We start from the raw sequence: 22,262 nt of genomic DNA, 5'->3' as shown, positions 1-22,262 counted from the left end.
GTCACACCGGGGCGAGAGCGTCCGACAGAACCGATAAGACCGCATCCTTCGGCACATCCGAGGTCACAAAAGCCTGACCAATTCCGCGGGCCAGGATAAACCGCAGCTGGCCGTCCACGACCTTTTTGTCCTGCCCCATCAGATCCACCAGTGACTCGGCACTTGGCAATTCGCCCGGAATATCAGCCAGATCCGTTTTCATACCCATTGCCCGCAGATGCGCGCGTACCCGGCTTGGGTCTTCTTGTGAACACAGCCCAAGGCGGGACGAAAGCTCGAACGCAAGTGCACAGCCGATGGCCACGCCCTCGCCATGCAAAAGACGGTCCGAATAACCAGTGGCAGCCTCCAAGGCATGACAGAAGGTGTGTCCCAGATTCAGCAGGGCGCGGTCACCTTGTTCGGTTTCGTCCCGGGCCACGATATCGGCTTTCATCTGAACCGAGCGGGTTACCGCACGCACCCGCGCGGCCAAGTCACCCGAGGACACGCTTTGCCCGTTCGCCTCAAGCCATTCAAAGAAATCAGCATCCCCAAGCAAGCCGTATTTCACCACCTCGCCATACCCTGAAAGAAAGTCCCTCTGGGTCATGGTCTGCAACACAGATGTATCGGCCAGAACCAGCGATGGCTGATGAAAAGCGCCGATAAGGTTCTTCCCCTGAGGGGCGTTGATCCCTGTTTTCCCTCCGACGGAGCTGTCGACCTGCGCCAGCAAAGACGTGGGGATTTGCACGAACCGAACACCTCGGCGCAGGACGGCTGCGGCAAAGCCGGCAAGATCACCAATTACGCCGCCACCAAGGGCCACAACAACGTCGCTGCGTTCAACCTTTTCAGCCAACAGCCACTCAACCGCGCGTTCGAAATGAGGCCAGCTTTTGGTCGCCTCCCCGGCTGGCAAGGCCAGCGCGGACATTTCGATTCCGGCGGCTTTCAGACCCGCACGTAGTGCGTCCAGATGCAGGCCAGCTACGTTCTCATCTGTCAGGACGGCCACCTTGGGGCGCGCCAATAGCGGTGCAATCCAATCGCCTGCGCGCGCCAGAAGATCCGGACCGATCTCAACGTCATACGACCGGTCTCCAAGTTCAACGTGTACTCTTTGATGCATTATCTGATTTCCAAAACATCAGGGCGCGCCAATAAGGCGTCGACAACCCGGTCCACCATATTCTCGATCGAAGTTTCGCCATCCGAATCCACGATCAAATCTGCCTCGGCGTAAACCGGAACACGCGCCTCGTAGAGGTCTTTCAATGTCGCATAAGGATCAGCAGTGCGCAGCAGCGGGCGCGTGTCCTTGTGGCGAACTCGGCTCCACAAAACTCTCAGGTCTGCCCGCAGCCAGACAGACGCCCCGCGCAAGGTGATCATACGCCGGTTGTCGGGCTGAAGAAACGCCCCGCCACCCGTTGAAAGGATGCCTTTTTTCTCGTCCAGCAGACGGCTGATGACCTGTGTTTCCTTGGTGCGAAAAAACGGCTCCCCGTCCCGCTCAAAGATTTCGGGGATGGTCATGTTGGCGGCTGATTCGATTTCGGCATCACTATCCAGAAAGGGAACACCCAGACGCGCGGCCAAAGCGCGGCCCACGGCTGTCTTACCAGCCCCCATCATCCCCACCAGAACCACGGTTTTGTGCAGAGCAAATCGGGTCTGCGCGTCCGCTGAGTGCGTGTTATGCTTAATTTCGCTCATTTCACCGTGAATGACGTGATCTTGGGAAAAATGCCAGTTATAACTTGGTCAAAACCAAAAATTGAGGCAGCGTGACGCCATGAGCCGTCTGATCAAATTCCTGATATATGTTCTGTGCCTGGTATTTATCGGGCTGGTTGCCTATGCCTATGTCGGTCCATTCTTTGGTGTGGATTTCTCTGCGCCTCAAAGTGAAATTCGCGAGCCGGTTGTACTGGATGTCAACTAAGCAACTGCTTTTGGCAATCACACTGGCCGGGTCGGCACATGCGCAGGAACCCTTATCCGCCATCGAATGGCTGACAGACCCGCCGGAAAACCTGCCGGGAACCGTTCTGCTGGAACCACCGGTCACGCAAGATGGCGCTTTGCCAGAAATTGAAGTGACTTCGCTTGAGGCGCTGTCGCAGCCACTGGGCCTTGTTTCGTCCTCTGTCACTGGCCTGCCCGTCGACCTTTGGCAAGGCAGCGATGCGGATCGCTTGGCCGAACTGATCGCCGACGTCCACGTGCGTGACAACCCGGCGATGCAGCGATTGTTGTTCACGTTACTCTTGTCTGAAACACGCGCGCCGTCAGGGCCTCTGGCCGAAGAAACCCTTTTACTGGCGCGGCTGGATCGGTTGATGCAACTGGGTGCCGCTGATCCGGCGCAATCGCTTGTTCAACTGGCCGGACCTACTGACACGCAAGACCGTTTCAAGCGCTGGTTCGATGCGACGCTCTTGACCGGGGATGAGGATCGCAGTTGTACCGCCCTTATTGCCGAACCGCATCTTTCGCGGGACTATGCGGCTCAGATCTTCTGCAAGGCCCGCCGCGGGGATTGGGCTTCAGCCGCGCTGACCCTTGAGGCAGCGCATGCGCTTGAAATCCTTCCACCCGAGGATCTGGCAGTTCTGGACCGTTTCCTCAGCCCGGAACTGTATGAAGGCGCAGCTTACCTGCCGCAGCCTGAGAACCCTGATCCCCTGACGTTCCGTTTGTTTGAGGCAATTGGCGAACGACTTCCCTCCGCTCCGCTGCCACGGGCGTTTGCCAATGCGGATCTGCGCGATGTCGCAGGTTGGAAGGCACAGATCGAAGCAGCGGAACGGCTTACCCGCATTGGCGCATTAACCCCCAATCAGCTGCTGGGCCTTTATACTGAGCGTGACCCGGCGGCCTCAGGTGCTGTCTGGGATCGGGTGGCCGCCGTTCAGCGTTTTGAAAGCGCGTTAGACACCGGGAACGCGGAAGCGATCGGAAAGACCTTGCAGCCGGTCTGGCAACAGATGCGCGGTGTCGGGCTTGAGGTTCCGTTTGCCGAACTGTTTGCCGAGCGCTTGTCGACTGTCACATTACCGGTTGCTGCCACCGAAAACCTGCGCTGGCGTATTCTGATGCTGTCCGGGCTTTACGAACAGGCCGCCTTGTTAACACCTGACACATCGAACGAAACCCGGTTTCTTGCCGCTTTGGCACAAGGCGATCCCGGGCGCGCGGTGTCCCCGTCCCCTTTGGCTGATGCCGTCGCTCAGGGGTTCGAATGGGCAGCGCCTGTGCCAGGCGACATTGATGCGTTGCTGACCAACGGTCAGTTGGGCGAAGCCATAATTGAAGCCATGCAATTGTTTGCACATGGCGCGCGGGGCAATCTGGTGGACCTGACAGCGGCAATTGCAACATTTCGGCGCGTTGGGCTGGAAGACACCGCGCGACGTGCGGCCCTGTCCCTTTTGATCCTGCAAAAACGTTGATCATGGGCTCTCCGGCATCAGATGCACTGTGGATTTCAACGTTCTTGCAGGCGCAGGCGGCAGAGCTTGGCGCTGCGACCAATACGCTGCTGGCTTATGGGCGCGACCTGAAAGATTTTGCCGAATGGCTGGACCGCAAGAAATCCGGATTTGATCAGGCAGATCGCGACCTGATCGAAGCCTACCTGATCGACTGCGATGCACAGGGCTTGTCACGTTCGACCCGCGCGCGGCGTTTGTCTGCAATAAAGCAGCTGTACCGGTTTGCCTTCGAGGAAGGCTGGCGCGCAGCCAATCCTGCCATTCAGATCAAAGGTCCCGGCCGGCAGAAACGGCTGCCCAAGACGCTGGATGTGCCCGAAGTTGATCGTTTATTGGAGGCCGCCCGAAAAACCGGGAGAACCGAAGCTGACAGGCTAAGAAACACCTGCCTGATGGAGGTTTTGTACGCCACCGGAATGCGGGTGACTGAACTTGTCTCCCTGCCAGTCTCCTCGGCCCGTGGCGATCCCCGGATGCTGCTGGTGCTGGGCAAAGGGGGGAAGGAGCGAATGGTCCCCCTGTCGCCCCCGGCCCGGGATGCGCTGGCCGCGTGGCTGACCGCGCGGGACGAGGCCGAGGATTTGGCCGTGGAAAAAGGCGCTCAACGCTCGCGTTTTCTGTTCCCATCACGCGGTAAGTCCGGTCATCTGACACGGCACAGGTTCTTTTTGCTGGTGAAAGAGCTGGCTGTACGCGGCGGTGTTTCTTCTGAAAAAGTCACACCACACACGCTGCGCCATGCATTCGCTACGCATCTGCTGGCCAATGGTGCTGATCTGAGATCGATCCAGACGTTATTGGGTCATGCAGACGTGGCGACGACCGAAATCTATACGCATGTTCTGGATGAACGTCTGGCGGAACTGGTGTTGCAACATCACCCGCTGAGCAAAGACCGCAATGAGGACAAAGGCTAAGACCTTGATCCAGCGGAGCGACGTCCCCATAACGGATGCAGTACACTAACCTATCAAGGACCAATGGAACCCTTACCTTCTATGATCGACGGCGCATTCTGGTTTACGACCGGCGCTATCCTGTTTCTGCTTATCCTGTCCGGATTTTTCTCGGGCTCGGAAACGGCGCTGACCGCCTCATCAAGGGGGAAACTGCGCGCTCAGGCCGACAAGGGATCGCGCGGGGCTAAAAAGGCGCTGGAAATCACCGACGACAACGAACGTCTGATCGGGTCGGTTCTGCTGGGCAACAACCTCGTCAACATTCTGGCTGCGTCACTGGCGACGGCGTTGTTCACACGTCTTTTTGGCGAAAGCGGCGTGGCATTGGCGACACTGGTCATGACCTTTTTGGTGCTGATCTTTGCCGAAGTTCTGCCCAAGACATACGCCATCACCAATTCCGAAAAGGCCGCTGCGGCCGTTGCGCCGATCATCAGCGTGGTCGTGACGGTGTTTTCGCCTGTCGTCGCAGCCGTGCGGTTGCTGGTGCGTGGCGTATTGCGCTTGTTCGGAGTTCAGATCGATCCTGACAGCAACATTCTGGCCGTGCGCGAAGAAATCGCAGGCGCCCTGCAACTGGGCCATTCAGAAGGTGTTGTTGAAAAAGAAGATCGCGACCGCATCCTCGGCGCGCTGGATCTGGGCGACCGCACGGTGGAAGAGATCATGCTCCACCGTTCCAACATCGAGATGATCGATGCGAACGCCCCACCCGAAGCTATCCTGAGGCAATGCCTTGAAAGCCCTCACACTCGTCTGCCTGTTTTCAGGGACGAGCAGGAGAACATTGTTGGCGTTGTTCACGCCAAGGATTTGTTCCGCGCGATGTATGCGCAGGCTGGCAGCAGTGACGGCGGCACCGACCGTCTGGCCAGCTTTGACATCGGCAAAGTCGCGAATGCCCCTTATTTCGTTCCAGAGACCACAACTCTGGATGACCAGATGCGCGAGTTTCTGCGAATGCACGCTCATTTTGCGCTGGTCGTAGACGAATATGGCTCATTGCGTGGCCTGATCACGCTTGAGGATATTCTCGAAGAAATTGTGGGCGAAATCGCCGATGAATTCGATATCGCCGAAGAGGTGCCGGTCGTGCGGACGGATGATGGCCAATTCCTTGTCGAAGGCGCGATGACCATTCGTGACGCCAATCGTGCGCTGGACTGGTCGCTACCGGATGAAGAGGCCAACACTCTTGCTGGTCTGGTCATCCACGAAGCCCAGATGATCCCGGTTGTTGGGCAAGTATTTTCGTTCCATGGCTTCCGGTTCGAGGTAACAGCACGCGAAGGCAATCGTATCACAGCCCTGAAAGTGCGGCCCTTATAGGGTTTGGACGCAAGACAAAAACGACGCGCTCTGTCGCTCGTATGACAGAATGCTTTTTCGTTGATCTGCACCGTCCTACCAGAAAAGGAGGAGCGGATGAAAAACACATGCCAGGTGGCCGTCATTGGTGGCGGCGTTGTCGGATGTTCGGTTCTTTATCACCTGACCAAGCTTGGGTGGTCGGACGTCATGTTGCTGGAACGGTCCGAACTGACCAGCGGCTCGACCTGGCATGCAGCAGGCGGGTTTCACACCCTCAACGGCGACACCAACATGGCGGCGCTACAGGGCTACACGATCAGGCTGTATAAAGAACTGGAACAGATCACCGGCATGTCCTGTGGCCTGCACCACGTGGGCGGTGTGACACTGGCCGACAATCAGGACCGGTTTGATATGCTGCTGGCCGAACGCGCCAAGCATCGGTTCATGGGGCTTGAGACAGAAATCGTCGGCCCGGAAGAAATCAAAAAGATCGCGCCCATTACGAACATCGACCGAATTATCGGTGCTCTTTACGATCCGCTGGATGGTCATTTGGACCCGTCAGGTACAACCCATGCCTATGCCAAGGCCGCGCGAATGGGCGGTGCTACGATTGAAACCCATTGCATGGTGCGTGAAACCAACCAGCGCCCCGATGGAAGCTGGGATGTCGTCACCGACAAAGGCACAATCCATGCCGAACACATTGTTAATGCGGGCGGGCTTTGGGCACGCGAAGTTGGTGCCATGGCAGGTGTCTATTTTCCCCTGCACCCGATGGAGCATCAATACCTTGTCACAGACGCGATCCCCCAGATCGAAGCGATCATTGATGCGGGTGGCGAGCATCCGCATGTCATGGATCCGGCGGGTGAAAGCTATTTAAGGCAGGAAGGGCGTGGTCTGTGCATCGGGTTCTACGAACAACCCTGCAAGCCTTGGGCAGTAGACGGCACCCCGTGGGACTTCGGGCACGAGTTGCTGCCCGATGACTATGACAAGATCACCGACAGTATCGAATTCGCCTATCGCCGCTTTCCCGTGCTGGCTGAGGCCGGGATAAAATCGGTCATCCATGGGCCGTTTACCTTTGCCCCTGATGGAAACCCGCTGGTCGGTCCTGTACCTGGAATGCGCAACTACTGGTCGGCCTGTGGTGTTATGGCAGGGTTCAGCCAGGGTGGCGGCGTTGGCCTGACGCTGGCGCAGTGGATGATCGAAGGCGAGCCAGAGCGCGATGTGTTTGCCATGGATGTTGCCCGCTTCGGCGACTGGATCAGCCCAGGTTATACCCGCCCCAAAGTCATCGAGAATTATCAGAAACGCTTCAGCGTTGCCTATCCGAACGAAGAACTGCCCGCCGCACGCCCCAACCGCACAACACCAATGTATGACATCTTCAGCGATCTTGGCGCGGTTTGGGGGCAGCAATACGGCCTTGAAGTGCCAAACTATTTTGCGCAGGAAGACGAGCCGGGACTTGAAACGCCATCCTTCCGCCGCTCGAACGCGTTCGAGGCGACGGGGCGCGAAGTGCGGGCGGTGCGTGAAGCTGTAGGTATCAACGAAGTCCACAATTTCGGCAAATACCGCATCACCGGACCCAATGCTCGGAACTGGCTGGACCAGATCATGGCTGGTCGCATTCCGAAACCCGGTCGGCTGTCTTTGACCCCGATGCTGTCGCACAAGGGCAAGCTAATCGGCGATTTCACGGTTTCCTGCCTGAGTGACACTGAATTCCAGCTTACGGCGTCCTATGGCAGTCAGGCCTTCCACATGCGGTGGTTCCAACAAAACGCTCAGGACGGTGTAACAATTAAAAACATCAGCGACCGGTTGAACGGTTTCCAGATTGCCGGCCCAAAGGCAACGCAGGTTCTGGCGACCTGCACCCGAGACGACCTGACGGATTTCAACTTCCTAAACGTGCGACGGATGACTGTCGGCATGACCGACTGTATCGTTCAGCGTGTCAGCTATACGGGCGATCTTGGTTATGAAATCTATTGCGACCCCTTAGCGCAGCGTCAGCTTTGGTGGACACTGTGGGAGGCCGGACAACCCCACGGAATTGTTCCGTTCGGAATGCGCGCAATGATGAGCCTGCGGCTGGACAAGTTTTTTGGCTCATGGATGCGAGAGTATTCGCCGGATTACACCGCCGCTGAAACGGGATTGGATCGGTTCATTGCGTTCCGCAAAAACACCCGTTTCATCGGCCGCGATACAGCGGAATTAGAACGGGCCAACGGAACCATCCGCCAGTTGGCAGCCTTCGAGGTTGAAACAGACGATGCGGACGTCAACGCCTATGAACCGATCTGGCTGGATGGTTCGGTTGTTGGGTTCTGTACCTCCGGCGGCTACTCTCATTTTGCGCAGAAATCCGTCGCCATGGGCTTTCTGCCGTCCGGGCGCATAGAAGATGGTCTGGAGGTTGAAATCGAGATTCTGGGGCAGATGCGCAAAGCGAAGGTTATCTCGACACCTTTGTTTGACCCAGATGGCACACGCATGAGGGGATGACAGCACACATGACTGACAGCAGTGTGGCGCAATGACCGAAATCCCCATCATCCTGCTTGCCGCCGGTCATTCCAGCCGTATGGGCGGGCTGGACAAGCTTATGCAGCAAATCGATGGCATTCCACTGCTGACCCGTACGGCGACCCTAGCGCGTGGCGTGGCACCTGTCCTTGTCGCCCTGCCACCGCGCCCGCATCCAAGATACGATGCTCTTGCAGGAATGGACGTACAGACCGTTCCCGTACCGGACGCGGCCGAGGGAATGAATGCCAGTTTGCGCACCGCCATAAAACACCTTCCTGTTGATGCACCCGCGGTCATGGTTTTGCTGGCCGACTTACCCGACCTGACCCAGACCGATCTGAGAACGATCTTGAAAGCACGCCAGTTGCATCCCGACAATGTAATCTGGCGCGGAACAACCACAGATGGAAAGCCCGGGCACCCGGTGATCTTCGATCGGACGCTTTTCAGTAAGCTTTCGGCATTACACGGCGATCACGGCGCGCAGACGGTGGTCCGGTCACAACAAGGTGGCGTATTCCTGCAACCCCTGCCCGGTCAAAACGCGGTTTTGGATCTGGATACGCCGGAAGATTGGGCAGCTTGGTGCAAGAAACGCACCGTTTAAATAAACACGGCCCGGTCGATATCGACCGGGCCGGTGCCCAATACAGGACTACCACTTTCCACAATTCCAAAAGTTTGACCAATAGGTCTTAAAGACACTCTGGTTCCCTAGCCGCTAAACCTAAACAAGACCCCCTCGTTAACACGCCGCTAAAACTTCCGGTAACTGAGTTAGCCGCCAGCGCCCCCTAGCGCTTTTGGCTTCCCCTCACTTGGGCAATTTCATCCTCACTTATCCGATCCTTAGAAACAACGTAAAATTGGAAGAATAGGTTAATTTCGCGTGCCTCGATTTGGCTTTTAGGCAACATAGAACAAAGGCTTGCTCAACCTATAGGCGATCCAAGTCCGGTGCACGTATCATCGATTCGGGATTAAGCGCAAACTTATGCACCCATTCAGCTGCCTATCGGCAAGGTTACAGCGTCAAGCCCGAAGTTTCCCGGACTCGCCCACAACCATTGGAAGAGCAGCATTTTTCCCCACTGTTCAGTGAAAGCATTGTCAACAAAACAATGAAAATTCAACTTTTTTGAAAGTTTGACGTCTGTTTTGGCAACAATCCTCCGATTCGCCTTCGACCTCCTCGGTTAAATCAGCGAATCCTGATCAACGTCCTTCACCACAAAACACCCGCTTTGTGGCAAAATTAAGATTTATTAATTGATCAGTCAGGAAACCCCAATCCTGACAGTGCATCTCATGTCTCAACGCGCAACGGAAATTGCGTGATCAAACCAGGAGACAGAAATGAGCATCCGAAAATCTTCGCTTTTACTTCCCCGCACATCCAACTGGATGGGGGTCAGCGCATTGGGCGCAGCCATGCTGGCCACAACCGCTATACCTTCGATGGCGGATGAAGCGCTTGCCGATCTTGTCGAAACCGTTTCCCCTTCGGTTGTAACCATCATTGCCGAGCAAAAGACCGCCCCAAGCCCCACACAGGGTCAGAATTTTGACTTTGACGGTCACCCGTTTGGGGAATTCTTCAAACGATTTGGTGGGCCTGAAGGGTTCAACATGCCTCAACGCGGTCCGGCACAAGGGCTCGGGTCAGGGTTTGTACTGGATGAAGCCGGTTATATCGTCACCAATCACCATGTGGTGGACAATGCCGCGACTGTAACCGTTCGCCTAAGTGATGACCGGACATTTGAGGCCGAGGTGGTTGGCACCGACCCGCTGACAGACATTGCAGTCTTGAAGATCGATGCAGTCCCGGGCCTGCAAGCCGTCGAACTGGGTGACAGCGATGCAATCCGTGTTGGCGAAGATGTCGTAGCGATCGGCAACCCGTTTGGTTTGAGCTCCACGGTCACTACCGGCATTGTATCGGCTAAAGGTCGCAATATCTCGGACGGGCCATATGCCGAGTTCATTCAAACGGACGCAGCTATCAACAAGGGCAACTCTGGTGGCCCGCTTTTCAACATGGACGGCGAAGTGATTGGTGTAAACTCGGCCATTTATTCCCCCAGTGGCGGATCTGTCGGGCTGGGATTTGCCGTAACCTCGAACATCGTTGAACATATTGCAGCCGATCTACAGGATGACGGGCAGGTCAGCCGTGGGTGGCTGGGTGTTTCGATCCAGAATATCAGCCCGCAGCTTGCGGCGGCGCTGGGTATTGATGCCTCCTCGGGTGCACTGGTGGCAGATGTTGTCGCCGACAGCCCTGCAGATGGCGTCCTGGAACAAGGCGATGTTATCCTGTCTTTCAATGGCGAAGCCGTAGACTCCAGTGGTGACCTGCCTATTCTGGTGGGCACAACCAAGGTCGGCACCGCCAGTAATTTGACCATTCTGCGCGATGGCAAACAGGAAACGGTCACTTTGACCGTTGGCCAGCATCAGGCAGCGGCGGCTCAGTCCGACAGCCCTGTCGAATCTGATGCAGCAGGCACGTCGCTTGGTGTCACAGTGGCCCCGCTGACCGAAACGGTGCGGGCTGAAGCGGGTATTGCTAAAACCGTCGAAGGTGTGGTCGTCACAGACTTGCAACCGGACAGCCCTGCGGCCCGGGCGGGTCTGCAACGCGGTGACGTGATCGTCAAACTGGGCAACCAGGACACGTTCACACCCGAAGCGCTGAAGGCCGCACTGGACAGCGAAAAGACAGACCCGGCACTGGTATTGATCAATCGGGCCGGCAGCCAGATTTTCGTTGCTGTCGAACTGGTCTGACTAACACCATGCGCGCGCCGCTTGATGGGGAGATCCGGCGCGTGCCTCACCCGGCGGACCTGAGTTGTCCGCTGTCCGTCGGGCTTGCCGGGTGCGTGCCCAGCACCCGGCAAGATCGTCAGCAAACCATATGCTTTGTTTGAATTTTGTGTTTAAATCCTTAGGGAAAGGAACCACATCATGAGCCGCCGTCTGTTGATCGTCGAAGATGACGCTGACACCAGGGATTTCATTGCCAAAGGGTTTGGCGAAGAAGGCTATGTGGTCGAAACGGCTGCTGATGGCCGCGAGGGATTGTACCACGCTACGGACGGCGGTTTTGACGCCATTGTGTTGGACAGGATGTTGCCCGGTCTGGACGGTCTGTCCCTGATCAAATCCCTGCGTGCAGCGGGGTTGAAAACACCGGTCTTGATGTTGACGGCCATGAGCGCAGTGGATGAGCGCGTCAAAGGATTGCGATCAGGCGCCGACGATTATCTGGTCAAGCCCTTCTCGTTTCAGGAACTTCATGCGCGGATCGAAGCCTTGTTGCGGCGTCCGCAGGAATCCGAGGAAACGCCGACGCTGACCTGCAAGGATCTTGAAATGGATCTACTGACCCGCAAGGTTACGCGTGACGGCCATGAGATTACGCTGACGCCTCGTGAATTCCAGATCCTTGAGTTCTTTCTACGCCGCAAGAACCGTGTCGTGTCGCGTACCATGCTGCTTGAAGGCGTCTGGGATTATCATTTCGACCCGAACACAAACGTTGTGGATGTTCATATTTCAAAGCTGCGCCGCCAGTTGGATGAAGGCGGAGACATACCTTTGATTGAAACAGTTCGCGGTGCGGGTTACATGATGTCCGATGGATAACCTTCGGCTTTCCCTTAATAATTCAAGAACAAGACTTGTCGCCACCAGCATGGTGCTAAGCACGTTACTGACCGCGTCTGTGCTGGCATTGGTCTATGTGACAGCCAACCGGAGCATCGAATCCGAGACCCGATCGGTCGTGTCCGCCGAACTGACCGGGCTTGCCGATGAATATGAACGGCGCGGGCTGATCGGGCTGATTACAGCGATCGAGCGTCGTCTTCCAAGCGCGTCCGATCGAGACGCGCTGTATCTGCTGGCGGATCGGCAGGGCGTCAAGCTTGTGGGTAACCTGAAAACCTGGCCGGTCAATGTGACCGCCGGAAGCGGTTGGGTCGACCTCGAGTTGCGCAGGGCTGACAATGACCAACTGGTGCCCATCTCGGCCGCTTCGATCCGATTGCCCGGTGGTGAACGCCTTTTGGTGGGACGGGATGCGGCGGCCCGTCAACAATTCGACCGTGTATTGTTCCGATCTCTGGCACTGGCACTAGGAATAGCATTTGTTCTGAGCGTGATCACTGGCTGGCTGTTCACACGTCTGGTGTTTTCGCGCCTGTCAGACATCGCAAGCACAGCCGAAAACATCGTTTCCGGCGATCTTTCCAAGAGGATGCCCCTGCGCGGAACCGGGGACGAGTTCGATCAGGTCTCTGGCACGTTGAACAACATGCTCGACAGGATCGAAGAGCTGGTGAGCAATCTGCGCACCACGTCGAACTCTATCGCACATGATTTGCGCTCTCCTTTGTCCCGCCTTCGCCAAAGGGTCGAATCCCTTTCCGAGCCCGGCAAAAGCGATCTGGACCGCGAAATCGACATTGCGCGGGCTACGGGAGAAATCGACCATGTTTTGCGGGTCTTGGGGCAGCTTACCGAAATTTCGCGGGCCGAGGCCGGTCTAGGGCGCGAGCAATTCGAAGACATTGACTTGCAGCAACTGGTTGGAGATGTCGTGGAACTGTATGACCCGGTGGCCGCAGATCAGGACATCCGCCTTGAGGTTACAGGCTCTGCCCCGGCTATTCAGGGGCACCGGCCCCTACTCTCGCAGGCTCTTTCTAATTTGCTGGAAAACGCGATGCGTTATGCACCGGCGGATACCGCAATCACGATCTCTATCGGTACCAAGGACGGATTTGCCCAATTGCGGGTTCGGGACCGTGGTCCGGGTGTTCCGCCCGGAGAGTTGGATCGCCTTCAACTTCCCTTCGTCACACTTGATCCGGCGCGGACGGAACGCAATGCGGGATTGGGGCTCGCGCTGGTTGCCGCGATTTCACATATGCATGGCGGGACATTCGCAGCCCGAAACTGCGACCCAGGTTTGGAAACTACGATCAATCTGGCAATTCAGAGTTAATCCGGCAGTCCGTTTATCGCCAATACCTTGTTTTTGTACCGTTTATCCCCTGTAACTTCCGCACCGAACCAACCCGGCGGGACATAGGCATTTGCGTCTTCACTGGTATGGAACTCAACCTCAACCAAACGCAGGGGTTCCAGACCGCCTGAAAAAACATCCAGCTCGAACTGGTGGCCGTCTGGCATTAGATCCGTGTAACGCACCTTCTCGACCCGGCGACCTTTGGTTTCCGGCCAGAAGGTTTCAAACTGGTCTCGGGTTATCTCTGCCTCACGCTCAACACGTACAAGATCACCGCCGCCTTTTAAGGTCAGGAAAAACACATTGTTCTTTTGCCGAAGGCGCAATTCGGTCGAGTCCTCCGGCGCGGTGAGGTACCCCTGACGCACCTCTGCTTTTTCTGCGCGGCTCAGGTTCGGCAACCTTGCCACCAGAAACTTGCGTTCAATTTCTTTGCTCATCAGGGTGCCCCCGCTCTTTCTTCCAGCTCATCAAACAGCGCCCGATATGCCGCACCAGCAGCGCTACGACCTGCGTAAGTACAGACAGGGCCCCGATATTGCCCCATCTTTTCGACATCCGCAGCGAAAGGCACAACCGCGTGTAAAATGCGCTTGGGATGCTGGGCGCGCATTGAAACCATCGTTTCCCGATGCAACAACTTCCGGTTCTGCACCATCGAAAAGAACGCCCGCAGCTTCTTCTTACGCAGCCCGTGTTTGTCGAAAAAGCCAACCAGCTGATCGAATGACCGCTCGGACAGGGTTGTGGGAATGATCGGAACAACGATTTCATCAGCGGCCCGAAAGATATTCTCGGACAAGGTGGAAAAATTGGGCGGACAATCCAGAAGAACCAGATCATAGTCACTGCCAGCCGCCGACAATGCCCTTTTCAAACGCGAGCGTTTGTTCCGCATGCGCGACAGGAAGATATCAAAGTCGCGGAAAGTCAGGTTTGCGGGCAGAACGTCCAACCCGTCAAAATCACTTGCCCGGATGGCTTTGGTAAACCGCTCCACATCCTCAAAAAAACGGGCATCCGTCAGTTTTTTTGACGGCTTCACCCGAAAATAGAACCCGGACGCCCCCTGAGGATCGAGATCGCATAGCAAAACTTTTTGGCCAGCCTGCGCATAGGCATAGGCCAGGTTCACCGAAGTAGCGGTTTTTCCGACACCGCCCTTATTGCTGTAACAGGCAATGATCTTCATTCCCTACTCCTTTTTGTGGTGAAACAGACTGCGGAACATGTGCCGGATTTCTTGCCCGTCGAACTGAAGGAAGCTTGCGACAACGCGTTTTCTTTCGGTCTTCTGACGTTGATCAAGCACAGCGATTAGGCCGCCCACGGACAAACCGATCTGCGCGTTTACGTGGCCTTGCGTATCGGCGTGCGACGCTACAAAGGTCAGCAACGCGTCTTGCTGCACAGAATAGTCGTTGAACAAACCAAGATTATCCTGAAGTTTTTTCAACGGTTTAAGGATCGTTCTCAATCCGTTCGCATCGAAGAGCGGGGCAAACAATTCCATCAGATATCTTAGTTTTTTGCATTCGATACGAAGCTCATGCACCGTCTTGTCTGGCGTATCATCGCTTATGCCGCGCGCCAGTTTGCACATCTTGCGATAATGCTTCCAGATCAGCGCGCAGGCATAGTCATACGTGCCGCGATGCGCGTTTGGTCCGAGGTCCAAGTAATCAGTACTGGTGAACATTGCGGTCAGGTCGGTCATGGACGTCGTGTAGTCGGCGCTGCGCAACCAGCGAGATAGGCGCAGTTGCTCTTGTGTACGTTCCGTTTGAAACTGATCAAACATCTCGGACAGTCCTGCGTGAAGGCTCGGCGGGATAAGATTGAAATACTTGTCTTTTTTCAGAAGGTAGACATCCAAATCACGCAGAGGTCCCGTGGGGGCCATAAGATCGGAAAAGAGCCGCTTCAGTTCGGCCGTCTGGGCCTCGGACAACACACCCTTGAACAGGCTGATCACTGACCTGATCTTGCGCAACGAAACCCGGTAATCGTGCAAAAACTCGGTGTCGATATCAGCGATCATGCCCTCCTCGTTTTGCCGTGCAACCCTCAGATATATTTGAACGATTTTCGCAGCGACTTCGCTGCAAGGATCTGCTTGACCGAACTTTATTTCAGGCTTGGCCTGATAGGGAACCATGTCTGGAAACAGACTGGGATAGACCGTTTCAACGTCACGAACACCGCCCGAAACGCGATCGAGAGCGGAACGGACCAACTGATAGGCCTTCTTATACCCGCGCAACTGCTGAATTCGTACAATGGTTGCCTGCCCTGATGGCGTCGACATGTACGTTAAAGTTCCCCTGACTTTTGTCTTTTGCAGATCATCAAGCACGGCGAAGGTCTTTGCCTCGATCTCTCCAACACCAATCTGCGTCAGCGCCCGTAGTTCAGGAAAGTCGCTCAGCGCCTTCTGAACCGGCCCTTCTGGCAAGTCCCGTGCAAACCGCAGATGCCCCGAGTGCTGCTGAGACAAAGGGCCGTGGTCCTTCCGCAGCAGGTGCAACACCCCGCCAGTATCGATCAAAGCACGACCCGAGGCGCGCAGTGACTGATCGTGACAATCCAGCAATGCGAAAGCTGCGACGGGGCTATCGGGTGAAACTTTTTGGGAAAACCCGGCAATGGCATTTGCCAGAGCCGTTTCGTCAATCCTCGCTGGGAAAATGAACTGATCGCTTGACGATCTGGTCATGATACGCCTTTCCAGTTCAACTTCAGAAACCCCTTTACAGGTTTCTCAACGATCATATGCGCGCGCCCCTTGTTTGGTTTGGTTGCTCCAACGCCATCCAAGGTTCTCCTTTTCAGTCTCGGCTGAACCCGAAAGGACATCAAGGCATTATGCCTGCGACCGAGTGTAATCACGGGGTGACAGGCCTCGGGTGCCGAAGTAAGACACCGCTATGAGCGAACCAGTATCTTCGATCCGAAACCTTGGCCCCGCCTTTGAACAGGCCTGCGCACGTGCTGGTATTCATTCGGCTGAGGCGCTGCGAGAACTGGGGCCGGACGAAGCCTATGCCCGCCTGTTGCGCGCCGGCACCAGGGCGCATTTCATCGGATATTATGTTCTGGTGATGGGATTGCAGGGCCGCCCGTGGAACGATTGCAAGGGCGACGAGAAGAAAGCCCTGCGCGAAAGGTTCGACGCAATCAAAGCTGGTAACGGTGCTGCTCCGGAAAACCAGATGATTGCAGATCTGGACGCCATCGGAGTTCGTGTTGCACCAAAGGACTTAAAGCAGCTCTGAACGAATAAGGCCGCACCCAACCAAGGATGCGGCCCCTGTTTGTCACCAATGGCTGTGGCTTAACCGACCAGTTCAATGCCCGAGAAGAAGTATGCGATTTCAACCGCTGCGGTTTCCGGTGCGTCCGAACCGTGGACCGAGTTTTCACCGACCGATTCCGCGAATTCAGCGCGGATGGTGCCGGGGGCTGCGTCCGCAGGGTTCGTTGCGCCCATGACTTCACGGTTCTTTGCAATGGCGCCTTCGCCTTCCAGAACCTGAACAACAACCGGAGCCGACGACATGAATTCGCACAGTTCGTCATAGAACGGACGTTCGGCATGAACGTCATAGAACTTGCCAGCCTGAGCTTTGGTCATGTGAATGCGCTTTTGCGCCACGATGCGCAGGCCTGCTTCTTCGAACTTGGCGTTGATCTTGCCGGTCAGGTTGCGGCGGGTTGCATCGGGTTTGATGATCGAGAATGTGCGTTCCAGTGCCATATCGGCCTCTCCTTATAATGTGACGCGGGATCCGCGCCGAAATCCATCGCGCGCCGGGTATCACGGTCTTTGATCCATGAAAAGTGTAATGATGCCTTGCCGGTGGCTTTGCAGTTCAGATTGTTTCTGGCAAAGGGTCGACACGGTCCAGTCGACGAACGTAAAGCACCGCCATCAAGCCGGCAAAGCTACAGGCCCACATCATGCCCAGTACCAGATACGGCCCGTTTTCGGGGCTGACGAACGCGCCGGTCATTGAGGTCAGAACAGCTCCCAAAGCCACGATCATTGCCCCCGACAGCCCTGCCGCGCTACCTGCCAGCCCGGGGCGTACCGACATGACACCGGCCGCGGCATTGGCATTGGTCAAACCGTTGCCAAAGCCGACACAGATTGCCGAACCGAAGAAGACCCAGACCGATCCCAGATCAGCGAGAAACAGCATCAATCCGCAGAACGGGCCAGTTGAGGCCACGATCCGCCCCGACAATATCATTGTCGTCAGGCGCGTCCGGGCCGCAATCCGACCGGTGACAAAATTGCCAACCATGAACCCGCCGGTGATGATGCCAATCCCCAGCCCCAGCGTTGCTGGGCTCAGGTCGAACCACGCTGCGGCAACCAGCGGCGCACCGGTGATAAAGCTGTAGAACCCCCCAATCGAAAACGCCGCGCATAGGGCATAACCCCAGAACCTGCGGGCACGGAACAGGTGTGGGTATTCGCGCAGTTGGGCACCAAATGTGGACGAGCGGTTCGTGTTGGTTTCGCCCAGGTCGAACCAAAGCAGCACCAGCAACCCTGCTCCAAGCAACGAGTACAGGACAAACCCCGAACGCCAACCGAAAAGCATATCCAGCGCCCCACCCAACATCGGCCCAAGCATCGGGGCTAAGGCCATGGCCATCGCGACGTAACCGAGTTTGCTTGCCGCCTCATTCGGTGCGTAACGGTCTCTGATCGACGCGCTGGACAGGACCGAGCCGGCGACAACAGCAGCCTGAAGCAGGCGGAAGCCAAGAAAAACCCAGATCGATCCGGCCAGTGTGCATCCGATCGACGCAAGGACAAATATTGATATACAAATCAAAAGGATAGGTCTGCGCCCAAAGCGATCCGATAACGGGCCCATGATCAGTTGCAACACTGCCGAAACCGCCAGATACCCCGCGACCGACAGGTTCATCAGGCCGTAATCCACCGTGAAGTCTTCACTCATATGCGCCAGCGACGGCAGGAACATGTTGAGCGTCAGCACAGACAGCGCCGTAGCAAAGATCAATGTGATCAGGGATGGAGGCGTCCGGGCCGCGCGCATGTGAAAAACCGCTTCAAAAAGCAAACGAGACAGCGCTAACACATTGCTTGATGCTTGAAAATGCCAAGCCGCTGGCGGCGGCATCACACCTCTGCTAAGAGCGCCTCATGTTACGGATCGAAGACATCACCTATGCCGTTGAAGGCCGCCCATTGTTTGATGGCGCCAGCGCAACCGTACCAGACGGTCACAAGGTTGGCCTTGTGGGCCGGAATGGCACGGGAAAGACCACGCTTTTTCGCCTGATCCGCGGGGAACTGGCGCTGGAATCGGGGAATATTGCGGTCCCCAAGCGCGCCCGCATTGGCGGGGTCGCGCAGGAGGTCCCATCATCCAACGTTTCGCTGATCGACACTGTTCTAGCCGCTGATACCGAACGCAGCGCCCTGATGACCGAGGCTGGCGACGCAACGGATCCCACGCGAATTGCCGAAATCCAGACCCGGCTGGCCGATATCGACGCCTGGTCGGCCGAGGCCCGCGCGGCCTCAATCCTCAAGGGGTTGGGGTTTGACGACGCAGACCAATTGCGCCCCTGTTCGGATTTTTCGGGTGGCTGGCGGATGCGCGTGGCCTTGGCGGCGGTTCTGTTCTCACAACCGGATTTGTTGCTGTTGGACGAACCGACCAACTATCTGGACCTTGAAGGCGCGTTGTGGCTCGAAAGCTATCTGGCCAGGTATCCACATACGGTCATAATCATCAGCCATGACCGGGGCCTGCTGAACCGTGCCGTAGGGTCGATCCTGCATCTGGAGGATCGCAAACTCACCTATTACGCCGTGCCATATGACAAATTCGCTGAACGGAGGGCGGAACGTCTGGCACAGGCAGAATCCGAAAACGCCAAAGCCAAGGCGCGCATCGCTCATTTGCAGAGCTTCGTGGATCGGTTTCGATATAAGGCATCCAAGGCCGTTCAGGCCCAATCGCGCCTGAAAATGATCGAACGCATCCAGTTGGTCTCAACCCCGCAAGAGGCCGCGCTGCGTGCGTTTTCCTTCCCCGAACCCGAGGAACTATCGCCACCGATCATCCAGATTGAAGGCGGTGTGACCGGTTATGGCGAAACCGAAGTACTGCGCCGCCTGAACCTGCGCATCGATCAGGATGACCGTATTGCGCTGTTGGGCAAGAACGGTCAGGGCAAATCTACCCTGTCCAAACTGTTGTCAGACCGGCTGCCCTTGATGGCTGGCAAGATGACCCGCAGCAACAAGCTGCGCATCGGGTATTTCGCTCAGCATCAGGTGGACGAGCTTTATGTGAACGAAACGCCACTGGACCACCTGCGCCGCCTGCGCCCGGACGAGGCGCCGGGCAAGTGGCGCTCGCGTCTGGCGGGGTTCGGCCTGAACGCGGCTCAGGCGGAAACCGAGGTTGGCCGCCTGTCGGGTGGGCAGAAGGCGCGCCTGTCGCTGCTGCTGGCAACCATCGACGCACCACATATGCTGATCCTCGACGAGCCGACGAACCATCTGGATATCGAAAGCCGTGAGGCGCTGGTCGAAGCGCTGACCGCCTATTCGGGTGCTGTCGTGCTGGTCAGCCACGACATGCACCTGCTGTCGCTTGTTGCCGATCGGTTGTGGCTGGTCTCGGACGGTACGGTCAAATCTTATGACAGTGACCTTGAATCCTATCGTGCCCTATTGCTGGCGCGTGACAAACCGGTGAAAGAAAAGCCACAAACAGAGAAGCCCAAACGCGCCTCGCGCGATACCATGCTGGCATTGCGGGCGGACCTGCGCAAATGCGAGGACCGGGTCGAGAAACTGACAGAGATGCACGACAAGCTCGCGGCAAAACTGGCCGACCCGACGCTTTACGAAGACGACAAGATCAACGATCTGGAAATCTGGAATCGCAAATTCGCCGAGGTGGTCGAGGCTATGCAAAAAGCAGAAGCGCTTTGGATCGCCGCTGCTGAGCGACTGGAACAGGCAGAAACGGTATGAGCGATCCTGTCGTTGAAACCAAAGCAATGATCGCGGGAATGCATCCCGAAATTCAACCCGGAGAATTCGCATTTGTAGTCTGGCCCGAAGATATGGACTGGCCCGACGGGACACGCGCCAGTTACGTCGAGGCCGAAGGGCTGTCTTTAGTCGTTCCGATCAATTGCGCACAAAAAGAGGCGGTCGCTATGCGCTGTATCACGCTTCAGGTGCACTCCTCGCTGGAAGGCGTGGGTCTGACCGCTGCAGTCTCGGGGGCGTTGGCACAGGCCGGAATTCCGGCAAACATGGTCGCGGGCTATCACCACGATCATGTTTATGTTCCCTCCGGACTGGCCGAAGACGCCCTGAGAATTTTGAAACATCTGCAACAGAGTAGCAAAGAGTGATTGACACCGCATTTCTGATCACCGCGTTCACAACGCTTTTCGTGGTTCTTGATCCACCGGCGCAAACGCCGATTTTTGTGGCCCTGACCCAGAACATGGATTGGCACACGCGCCGCTCTGTCGCTGTTCGCGCGTGCCTGACTGCTGGCGGCATTCTGGCGATGTTCGCGGCCTTCGGCGAAGCGCTGCTGGGATTTGTCGGCATCTCGATGGAGGCGTTTCGTGTTGCGGGGGGTGTTTTGCTGTTTCTGACCGCGCTCGATATGCTGTTTGAACGCCGGACCAAACGTCGTGAAAACAGCGCCGAAGAGGAAGAACATCCGGACCCGTCTGTGTTTCCACTGGGTATCCCACTGATTGCAGGGCCCGGTGCGATTGCCACTATGATCCTGCTGGCCGGTCAACATCCCGGCATTCAGGGCCTGGCCGTGGTCATCGGCGTTATGCTGGTCGTTCTGGCAATGGTTTTTGTGATGTATCTTTCATCAGGGGCCGTGGCACGGCTTTTGGGGAAAACCGGATTGAACGTGTTGACCCGGCTTCTTGGGATGCTGCTGGCTGCATTGTCTGTTCAGTTCATTCTCGATGGCCTCAAGGCCTTTGGATTTGCATCTTAAATCCCCATATTCACAAGGTTAGAGGGATTTCCGGGTAACCGCATGGACAGTTTCGACATTGGACGCCTGATCTATCTGGCCCTGCTGGGGGCGGCGCTGCTGATGTGGTTTGTCACGCATAATCGGCAGTCGCTTAGCAAGACATTCCAGCAGGTTATGGCATGGGTGTTCATATTCGTCGGGGTCATCGCACTGGTCGGCCTGTGGGAGGATATTCGCTCCTCGGTCGGTCCCGCACCGCAGATGAGTGTCACCGGAAACTCGGTTGAGGTTCCCCGCGCCTATGACGGCCATTATTACCTTCCGGTTCTGGTGAATGGTGAGCTGATTACCTTTCTTGTCGACACCGGTGCCAGCCAGATCGTGTTGAACGCGCAGGATGCCAAACGGGCAGGCATTGATCCCGATCAGCTGAGTTATTTCGGGCGCGCCTTGACTGCAAACGGTGAGGTGCGTACCGCGCCGGTGCGGCTTGAGACCCTGACGATAGGACCCATTACGGATCAGAACGTTTCGGCCTGGGTCAACGAGGGTGAGCTGGATAAATCGCTTTTGGGGATGGAATATCTGCACCGTTTTTCAAGCATTCAGTTTGCGGATGGCAAGCTGATCTTGTCTCGTTAATGCTCCTCACCTCTTGAGAACAAAAGTGGAACATGATAGCTTGCAGGCATGTCTGCTCAGCTTCTTGGCCACAAACCTGCGCGTCAGGTACCGGGGGTAAATCTCCATTCGCAGATCACCCTGCAACCGGGCCGCATGCACGAGGCTTGCGGCCCCGCCCGGCGCAGCTTTGCCATCTGGCTGGCCGGTCAGACACAGGGGCCCGTGCTGTGGATTTCCCCCGCGTGGGAGCCCGCCCAACTGAATCCCG

21 protein-coding genes and 1 pseudogene are annotated in these 22,262 nt (G+C 56.7%); 15 read left to right on the top strand and 7 right to left on the bottom strand.

Annotated elements, in window-relative coordinates; genetic code table 11:
• Position 1: 1 nt before the first annotated feature.
• Together aroB and AC2FNC_RS01165 are read right to left on the bottom strand one after the other, a co-directional pair.
• Positions 2–1,114 (bottom strand): 3-dehydroquinate synthase, encoded by a 1,113-nt coding sequence (aroB, locus tag AC2FNC_RS01170; protein WP_480472408.1) that lies wholly within the window; start codon positions 1,112–1,114, stop codon positions 2–4.
• Positions 1,114–1,701 carry a shikimate kinase gene (locus AC2FNC_RS01165; RefSeq protein WP_496714400.1) on the bottom strand — a complete coding sequence of 196 codons (588 nt, stop codon included), beginning with the start codon at positions 1,699–1,701 and terminating at the stop codon, positions 1,114–1,116. Before AC2FNC_RS01165 ends, aroB begins: the two co-directional genes overlap by 1 nt.
• A 79-nt stretch (positions 1,702–1,780) precedes the next feature.
• Between AC2FNC_RS01165 and AC2FNC_RS01160 the strand changes: the two genes are divergently transcribed.
• The 9 genes from AC2FNC_RS01160 (at position 1,781) to AC2FNC_RS01120 (ending at position 13,325) form a co-directional block, all read left to right on the top strand.
• The gene (locus AC2FNC_RS01160; protein ID WP_480472404.1) at positions 1,781–1,930 is read left to right on the top strand and encodes a hypothetical protein; all 150 of its coding nucleotides are present in this window, start codon (positions 1,781–1,783) and stop codon (positions 1,928–1,930) included.
• Positions 1,920–3,440: a hypothetical protein gene (locus AC2FNC_RS01155; protein ID WP_480553328.1), complete on the top strand. Its 1,521-nt coding sequence runs from the start codon at positions 1,920–1,922 to the stop codon at positions 3,438–3,440. Before AC2FNC_RS01160 ends, AC2FNC_RS01155 begins: the two co-directional genes overlap by 11 nt.
• A 2-nt stretch (positions 3,441–3,442) precedes the next feature.
• On the top strand, positions 3,443–4,399 hold the full coding sequence (locus AC2FNC_RS01150) for a site-specific tyrosine recombinase XerD (RefSeq protein WP_480553326.1): 957 nt from the start codon (positions 3,443–3,445) through the stop codon (positions 4,397–4,399).
• A 63-nt stretch (positions 4,400–4,462) separates the two neighbouring features.
• On the top strand, positions 4,463–5,770 hold the full coding sequence (locus tag AC2FNC_RS01145; RefSeq protein ID WP_480493337.1) for an HlyC/CorC family transporter: 1,308 nt from the start codon (positions 4,463–4,465) through the stop codon (positions 5,768–5,770).
• 96 nt (positions 5,771–5,866) lie between these two features.
• Entirely contained in the window at positions 5,867–8,284 is a 2,418-nt protein-coding gene (locus tag AC2FNC_RS01140) for a GcvT family protein (protein ID WP_496714397.1), read from the top strand.
• 31 nt (positions 8,285–8,315) lie between these two features.
• Positions 8,316–8,915 (top strand): nucleotidyltransferase family protein, encoded by a 600-nt coding sequence (locus tag AC2FNC_RS01135; protein ID WP_480472395.1) that lies wholly within the window; start codon positions 8,316–8,318, stop codon positions 8,913–8,915.
• Positions 8,916–9,664: 749 nt separating this feature from the next.
• Entirely contained in the window at positions 9,665–11,101 is a 1,437-nt protein-coding gene (locus AC2FNC_RS01130; RefSeq protein WP_480516778.1) for a DegQ family serine endoprotease, read from the top strand.
• Positions 11,102–11,281: 180 nt separating this feature from the next.
• Entirely contained in the window at positions 11,282–11,962 is a 681-nt protein-coding gene (locus AC2FNC_RS01125) for a response regulator transcription factor (RefSeq protein ID WP_209504130.1), read from the top strand.
• Positions 11,955–13,325: a sensor histidine kinase gene (locus AC2FNC_RS01120; protein WP_480553318.1), complete on the top strand. Its 1,371-nt coding sequence runs from the start codon at positions 11,955–11,957 to the stop codon at positions 13,323–13,325. Before AC2FNC_RS01125 ends, AC2FNC_RS01120 begins: the two co-directional genes overlap by 8 nt.
• Here AC2FNC_RS01120 and AC2FNC_RS01115 read toward each other — a convergent pair.
• The 3 genes from AC2FNC_RS01115 to AC2FNC_RS01105 are packed head-to-tail and all read right to left on the bottom strand — an operon-like array spanning position 13,322 to position 15,705.
• A complete protein-coding gene (locus AC2FNC_RS01115; protein WP_480516774.1) occupies positions 13,322–13,789 on the bottom strand; it encodes a CYTH domain-containing protein in 468 nt (155 codons plus the stop codon). The two genes, AC2FNC_RS01120 and AC2FNC_RS01115, sit on opposite strands and share 4 nt — an antisense overlap.
• Positions 13,789–14,541 carry a ParA family protein gene (locus AC2FNC_RS01110; RefSeq protein ID WP_480472387.1) on the bottom strand — a complete coding sequence of 251 codons (753 nt, stop codon included), beginning with the start codon at positions 14,539–14,541 and terminating at the stop codon, positions 13,789–13,791. The genes AC2FNC_RS01115 and AC2FNC_RS01110 overlap by 1 nt, the downstream gene beginning before the upstream one ends.
• Before the next feature lie 3 nt (positions 14,542–14,544).
• Positions 14,545–15,705: a CHAD domain-containing protein gene (locus AC2FNC_RS01105; protein ID WP_496714393.1), complete on the bottom strand. Its 1,161-nt coding sequence runs from the start codon at positions 15,703–15,705 to the stop codon at positions 14,545–14,547.
• A 571-nt stretch (positions 15,706–16,276) separates the two neighbouring features.
• Between AC2FNC_RS01105 and AC2FNC_RS01100 the strand changes: the two genes are divergently transcribed.
• Positions 16,277–16,624, top strand: a complete 348-nt coding sequence (locus AC2FNC_RS01100) for a TfoX/Sxy family protein (protein ID WP_480472383.1) — start codon at positions 16,277–16,279, stop codon at positions 16,622–16,624.
• A gap of 59 nt (positions 16,625–16,683) precedes the next feature.
• On the opposite strand, the gene ndk is transcribed toward AC2FNC_RS01100, so the two are convergent.
• Both ndk and AC2FNC_RS01090 read right to left on the bottom strand, forming a co-directional pair.
• Positions 16,684–17,106, bottom strand: coding sequence for a nucleoside-diphosphate kinase (ndk, locus tag AC2FNC_RS01095; protein ID WP_008757405.1), 423 nt, complete (start codon positions 17,104–17,106; stop codon positions 16,684–16,686).
• A 115-nt stretch (positions 17,107–17,221) separates the two neighbouring features.
• Positions 17,222–18,424 carry a multidrug effflux MFS transporter gene (locus AC2FNC_RS01090; protein WP_480553314.1) on the bottom strand — a complete coding sequence of 401 codons (1,203 nt, stop codon included), beginning with the start codon at positions 18,422–18,424 and terminating at the stop codon, positions 17,222–17,224.
• Between the two features lie 107 nt (positions 18,425–18,531).
• Here AC2FNC_RS01090 and AC2FNC_RS01085 point away from each other — a divergent pair, with 107 nt between their 5' ends.
• From AC2FNC_RS01085 to AC2FNC_RS01065, 5 genes and pseudogenes are all read left to right on the top strand, one after another.
• On the top strand, positions 18,532–20,382 hold the full coding sequence (locus AC2FNC_RS01085; protein WP_480553312.1) for an ABC-F family ATP-binding cassette domain-containing protein: 1,851 nt from the start codon (positions 18,532–18,534) through the stop codon (positions 20,380–20,382).
• Positions 20,379–20,771 carry an ACT domain-containing protein gene (locus AC2FNC_RS01080; protein ID WP_496714390.1) on the top strand — a complete coding sequence of 131 codons (393 nt, stop codon included), beginning with the start codon at positions 20,379–20,381 and terminating at the stop codon, positions 20,769–20,771. The genes AC2FNC_RS01085 and AC2FNC_RS01080 overlap by 4 nt, the downstream gene beginning before the upstream one ends.
• A complete protein-coding gene (locus AC2FNC_RS01075) occupies positions 20,768–21,388 on the top strand; it encodes a MarC family protein (RefSeq protein WP_480472375.1) in 621 nt (206 codons plus the stop codon). Before AC2FNC_RS01080 ends, AC2FNC_RS01075 begins: the two co-directional genes overlap by 4 nt.
• 42 nt (positions 21,389–21,430) lie before the next feature.
• On the top strand, positions 21,431–22,012 hold the full coding sequence (locus AC2FNC_RS01070; protein WP_480472373.1) for a retropepsin-like aspartic protease family protein: 582 nt from the start codon (positions 21,431–21,433) through the stop codon (positions 22,010–22,012).
• Between the two features lie 48 nt (positions 22,013–22,060).
• Positions 22,061–22,262 (top strand): annotated as a pseudogene (locus AC2FNC_RS01065) (hypothetical protein); the annotation flags it as partial.

This window comes from Ruegeria sp. BHSA123 (genome assembly GCF_059613425.1).
The sequence above is the reverse complement of the archived record's forward strand: the minus strand, read 5'-3'. Positions and strand labels throughout refer to the sequence as shown.

What these genes read in the sequence shown, in the direction of transcription:
- aroB (WP_480472408.1), bottom strand. Translation starts at nt 1,114, where the DNA reads ATGCATCAAAGAGTACACGTTGAACTTGGAGACCGGTCGTATGACGTT.
- AC2FNC_RS01165 (WP_496714400.1), bottom strand. Translation starts at nt 1,701, where the DNA reads ATGAGCGAAATTAAGCATAACACGCACTCAGCGGACGCGCAGACCCGA.
- AC2FNC_RS01160 (WP_480472404.1), top strand. Translation starts at nt 1,781, where the DNA reads ATGAGCCGTCTGATCAAATTCCTGATATATGTTCTGTGCCTGGTATTT.
- AC2FNC_RS01155 (WP_480553328.1), top strand. Translation starts at nt 1,920, where the DNA reads ATGTCAACTAAGCAACTGCTTTTGGCAATCACACTGGCCGGGTCGGCA.
- AC2FNC_RS01150 (WP_480553326.1), top strand. Translation starts at nt 3,443, where the DNA reads ATGGGCTCTCCGGCATCAGATGCACTGTGGATTTCAACGTTCTTGCAG.
- AC2FNC_RS01145 (WP_480493337.1), top strand. Translation starts at nt 4,463, where the DNA reads ATGGAACCCTTACCTTCTATGATCGACGGCGCATTCTGGTTTACGACC.
- AC2FNC_RS01140 (WP_496714397.1), top strand. Translation starts at nt 5,867, where the DNA reads ATGAAAAACACATGCCAGGTGGCCGTCATTGGTGGCGGCGTTGTCGGA.
- AC2FNC_RS01135 (WP_480472395.1), top strand. Translation starts at nt 8,316, where the DNA reads ATGACCGAAATCCCCATCATCCTGCTTGCCGCCGGTCATTCCAGCCGT.
- AC2FNC_RS01130 (WP_480516778.1), top strand. Translation starts at nt 9,665, where the DNA reads ATGAGCATCCGAAAATCTTCGCTTTTACTTCCCCGCACATCCAACTGG.
- AC2FNC_RS01125 (WP_209504130.1), top strand. Translation starts at nt 11,282, where the DNA reads ATGAGCCGCCGTCTGTTGATCGTCGAAGATGACGCTGACACCAGGGAT.
- AC2FNC_RS01120 (WP_480553318.1), top strand. Translation starts at nt 11,955, where the DNA reads ATGGATAACCTTCGGCTTTCCCTTAATAATTCAAGAACAAGACTTGTC.
- AC2FNC_RS01115 (WP_480516774.1), bottom strand. Translation starts at nt 13,789, where the DNA reads ATGAGCAAAGAAATTGAACGCAAGTTTCTGGTGGCAAGGTTGCCGAAC.
- AC2FNC_RS01110 (WP_480472387.1), bottom strand. Translation starts at nt 14,541, where the DNA reads ATGAAGATCATTGCCTGTTACAGCAATAAGGGCGGTGTCGGAAAAACC.
- AC2FNC_RS01100 (WP_480472383.1), top strand. Translation starts at nt 16,277, where the DNA reads ATGAGCGAACCAGTATCTTCGATCCGAAACCTTGGCCCCGCCTTTGAA.
- ndk (WP_008757405.1), bottom strand. Translation starts at nt 17,106, where the DNA reads ATGGCACTGGAACGCACATTCTCGATCATCAAACCCGATGCAACCCGC.
- AC2FNC_RS01090 (WP_480553314.1), bottom strand. Translation starts at nt 18,424, where the DNA reads ATGCGCGCGGCCCGGACGCCTCCATCCCTGATCACATTGATCTTTGCT.
- AC2FNC_RS01085 (WP_480553312.1), top strand. Translation starts at nt 18,532, where the DNA reads ATGTTACGGATCGAAGACATCACCTATGCCGTTGAAGGCCGCCCATTG.
- AC2FNC_RS01080 (WP_496714390.1), top strand. Translation starts at nt 20,379, where the DNA reads ATGAGCGATCCTGTCGTTGAAACCAAAGCAATGATCGCGGGAATGCAT.
- AC2FNC_RS01070 (WP_480472373.1), top strand. Translation starts at nt 21,431, where the DNA reads ATGGACAGTTTCGACATTGGACGCCTGATCTATCTGGCCCTGCTGGGG.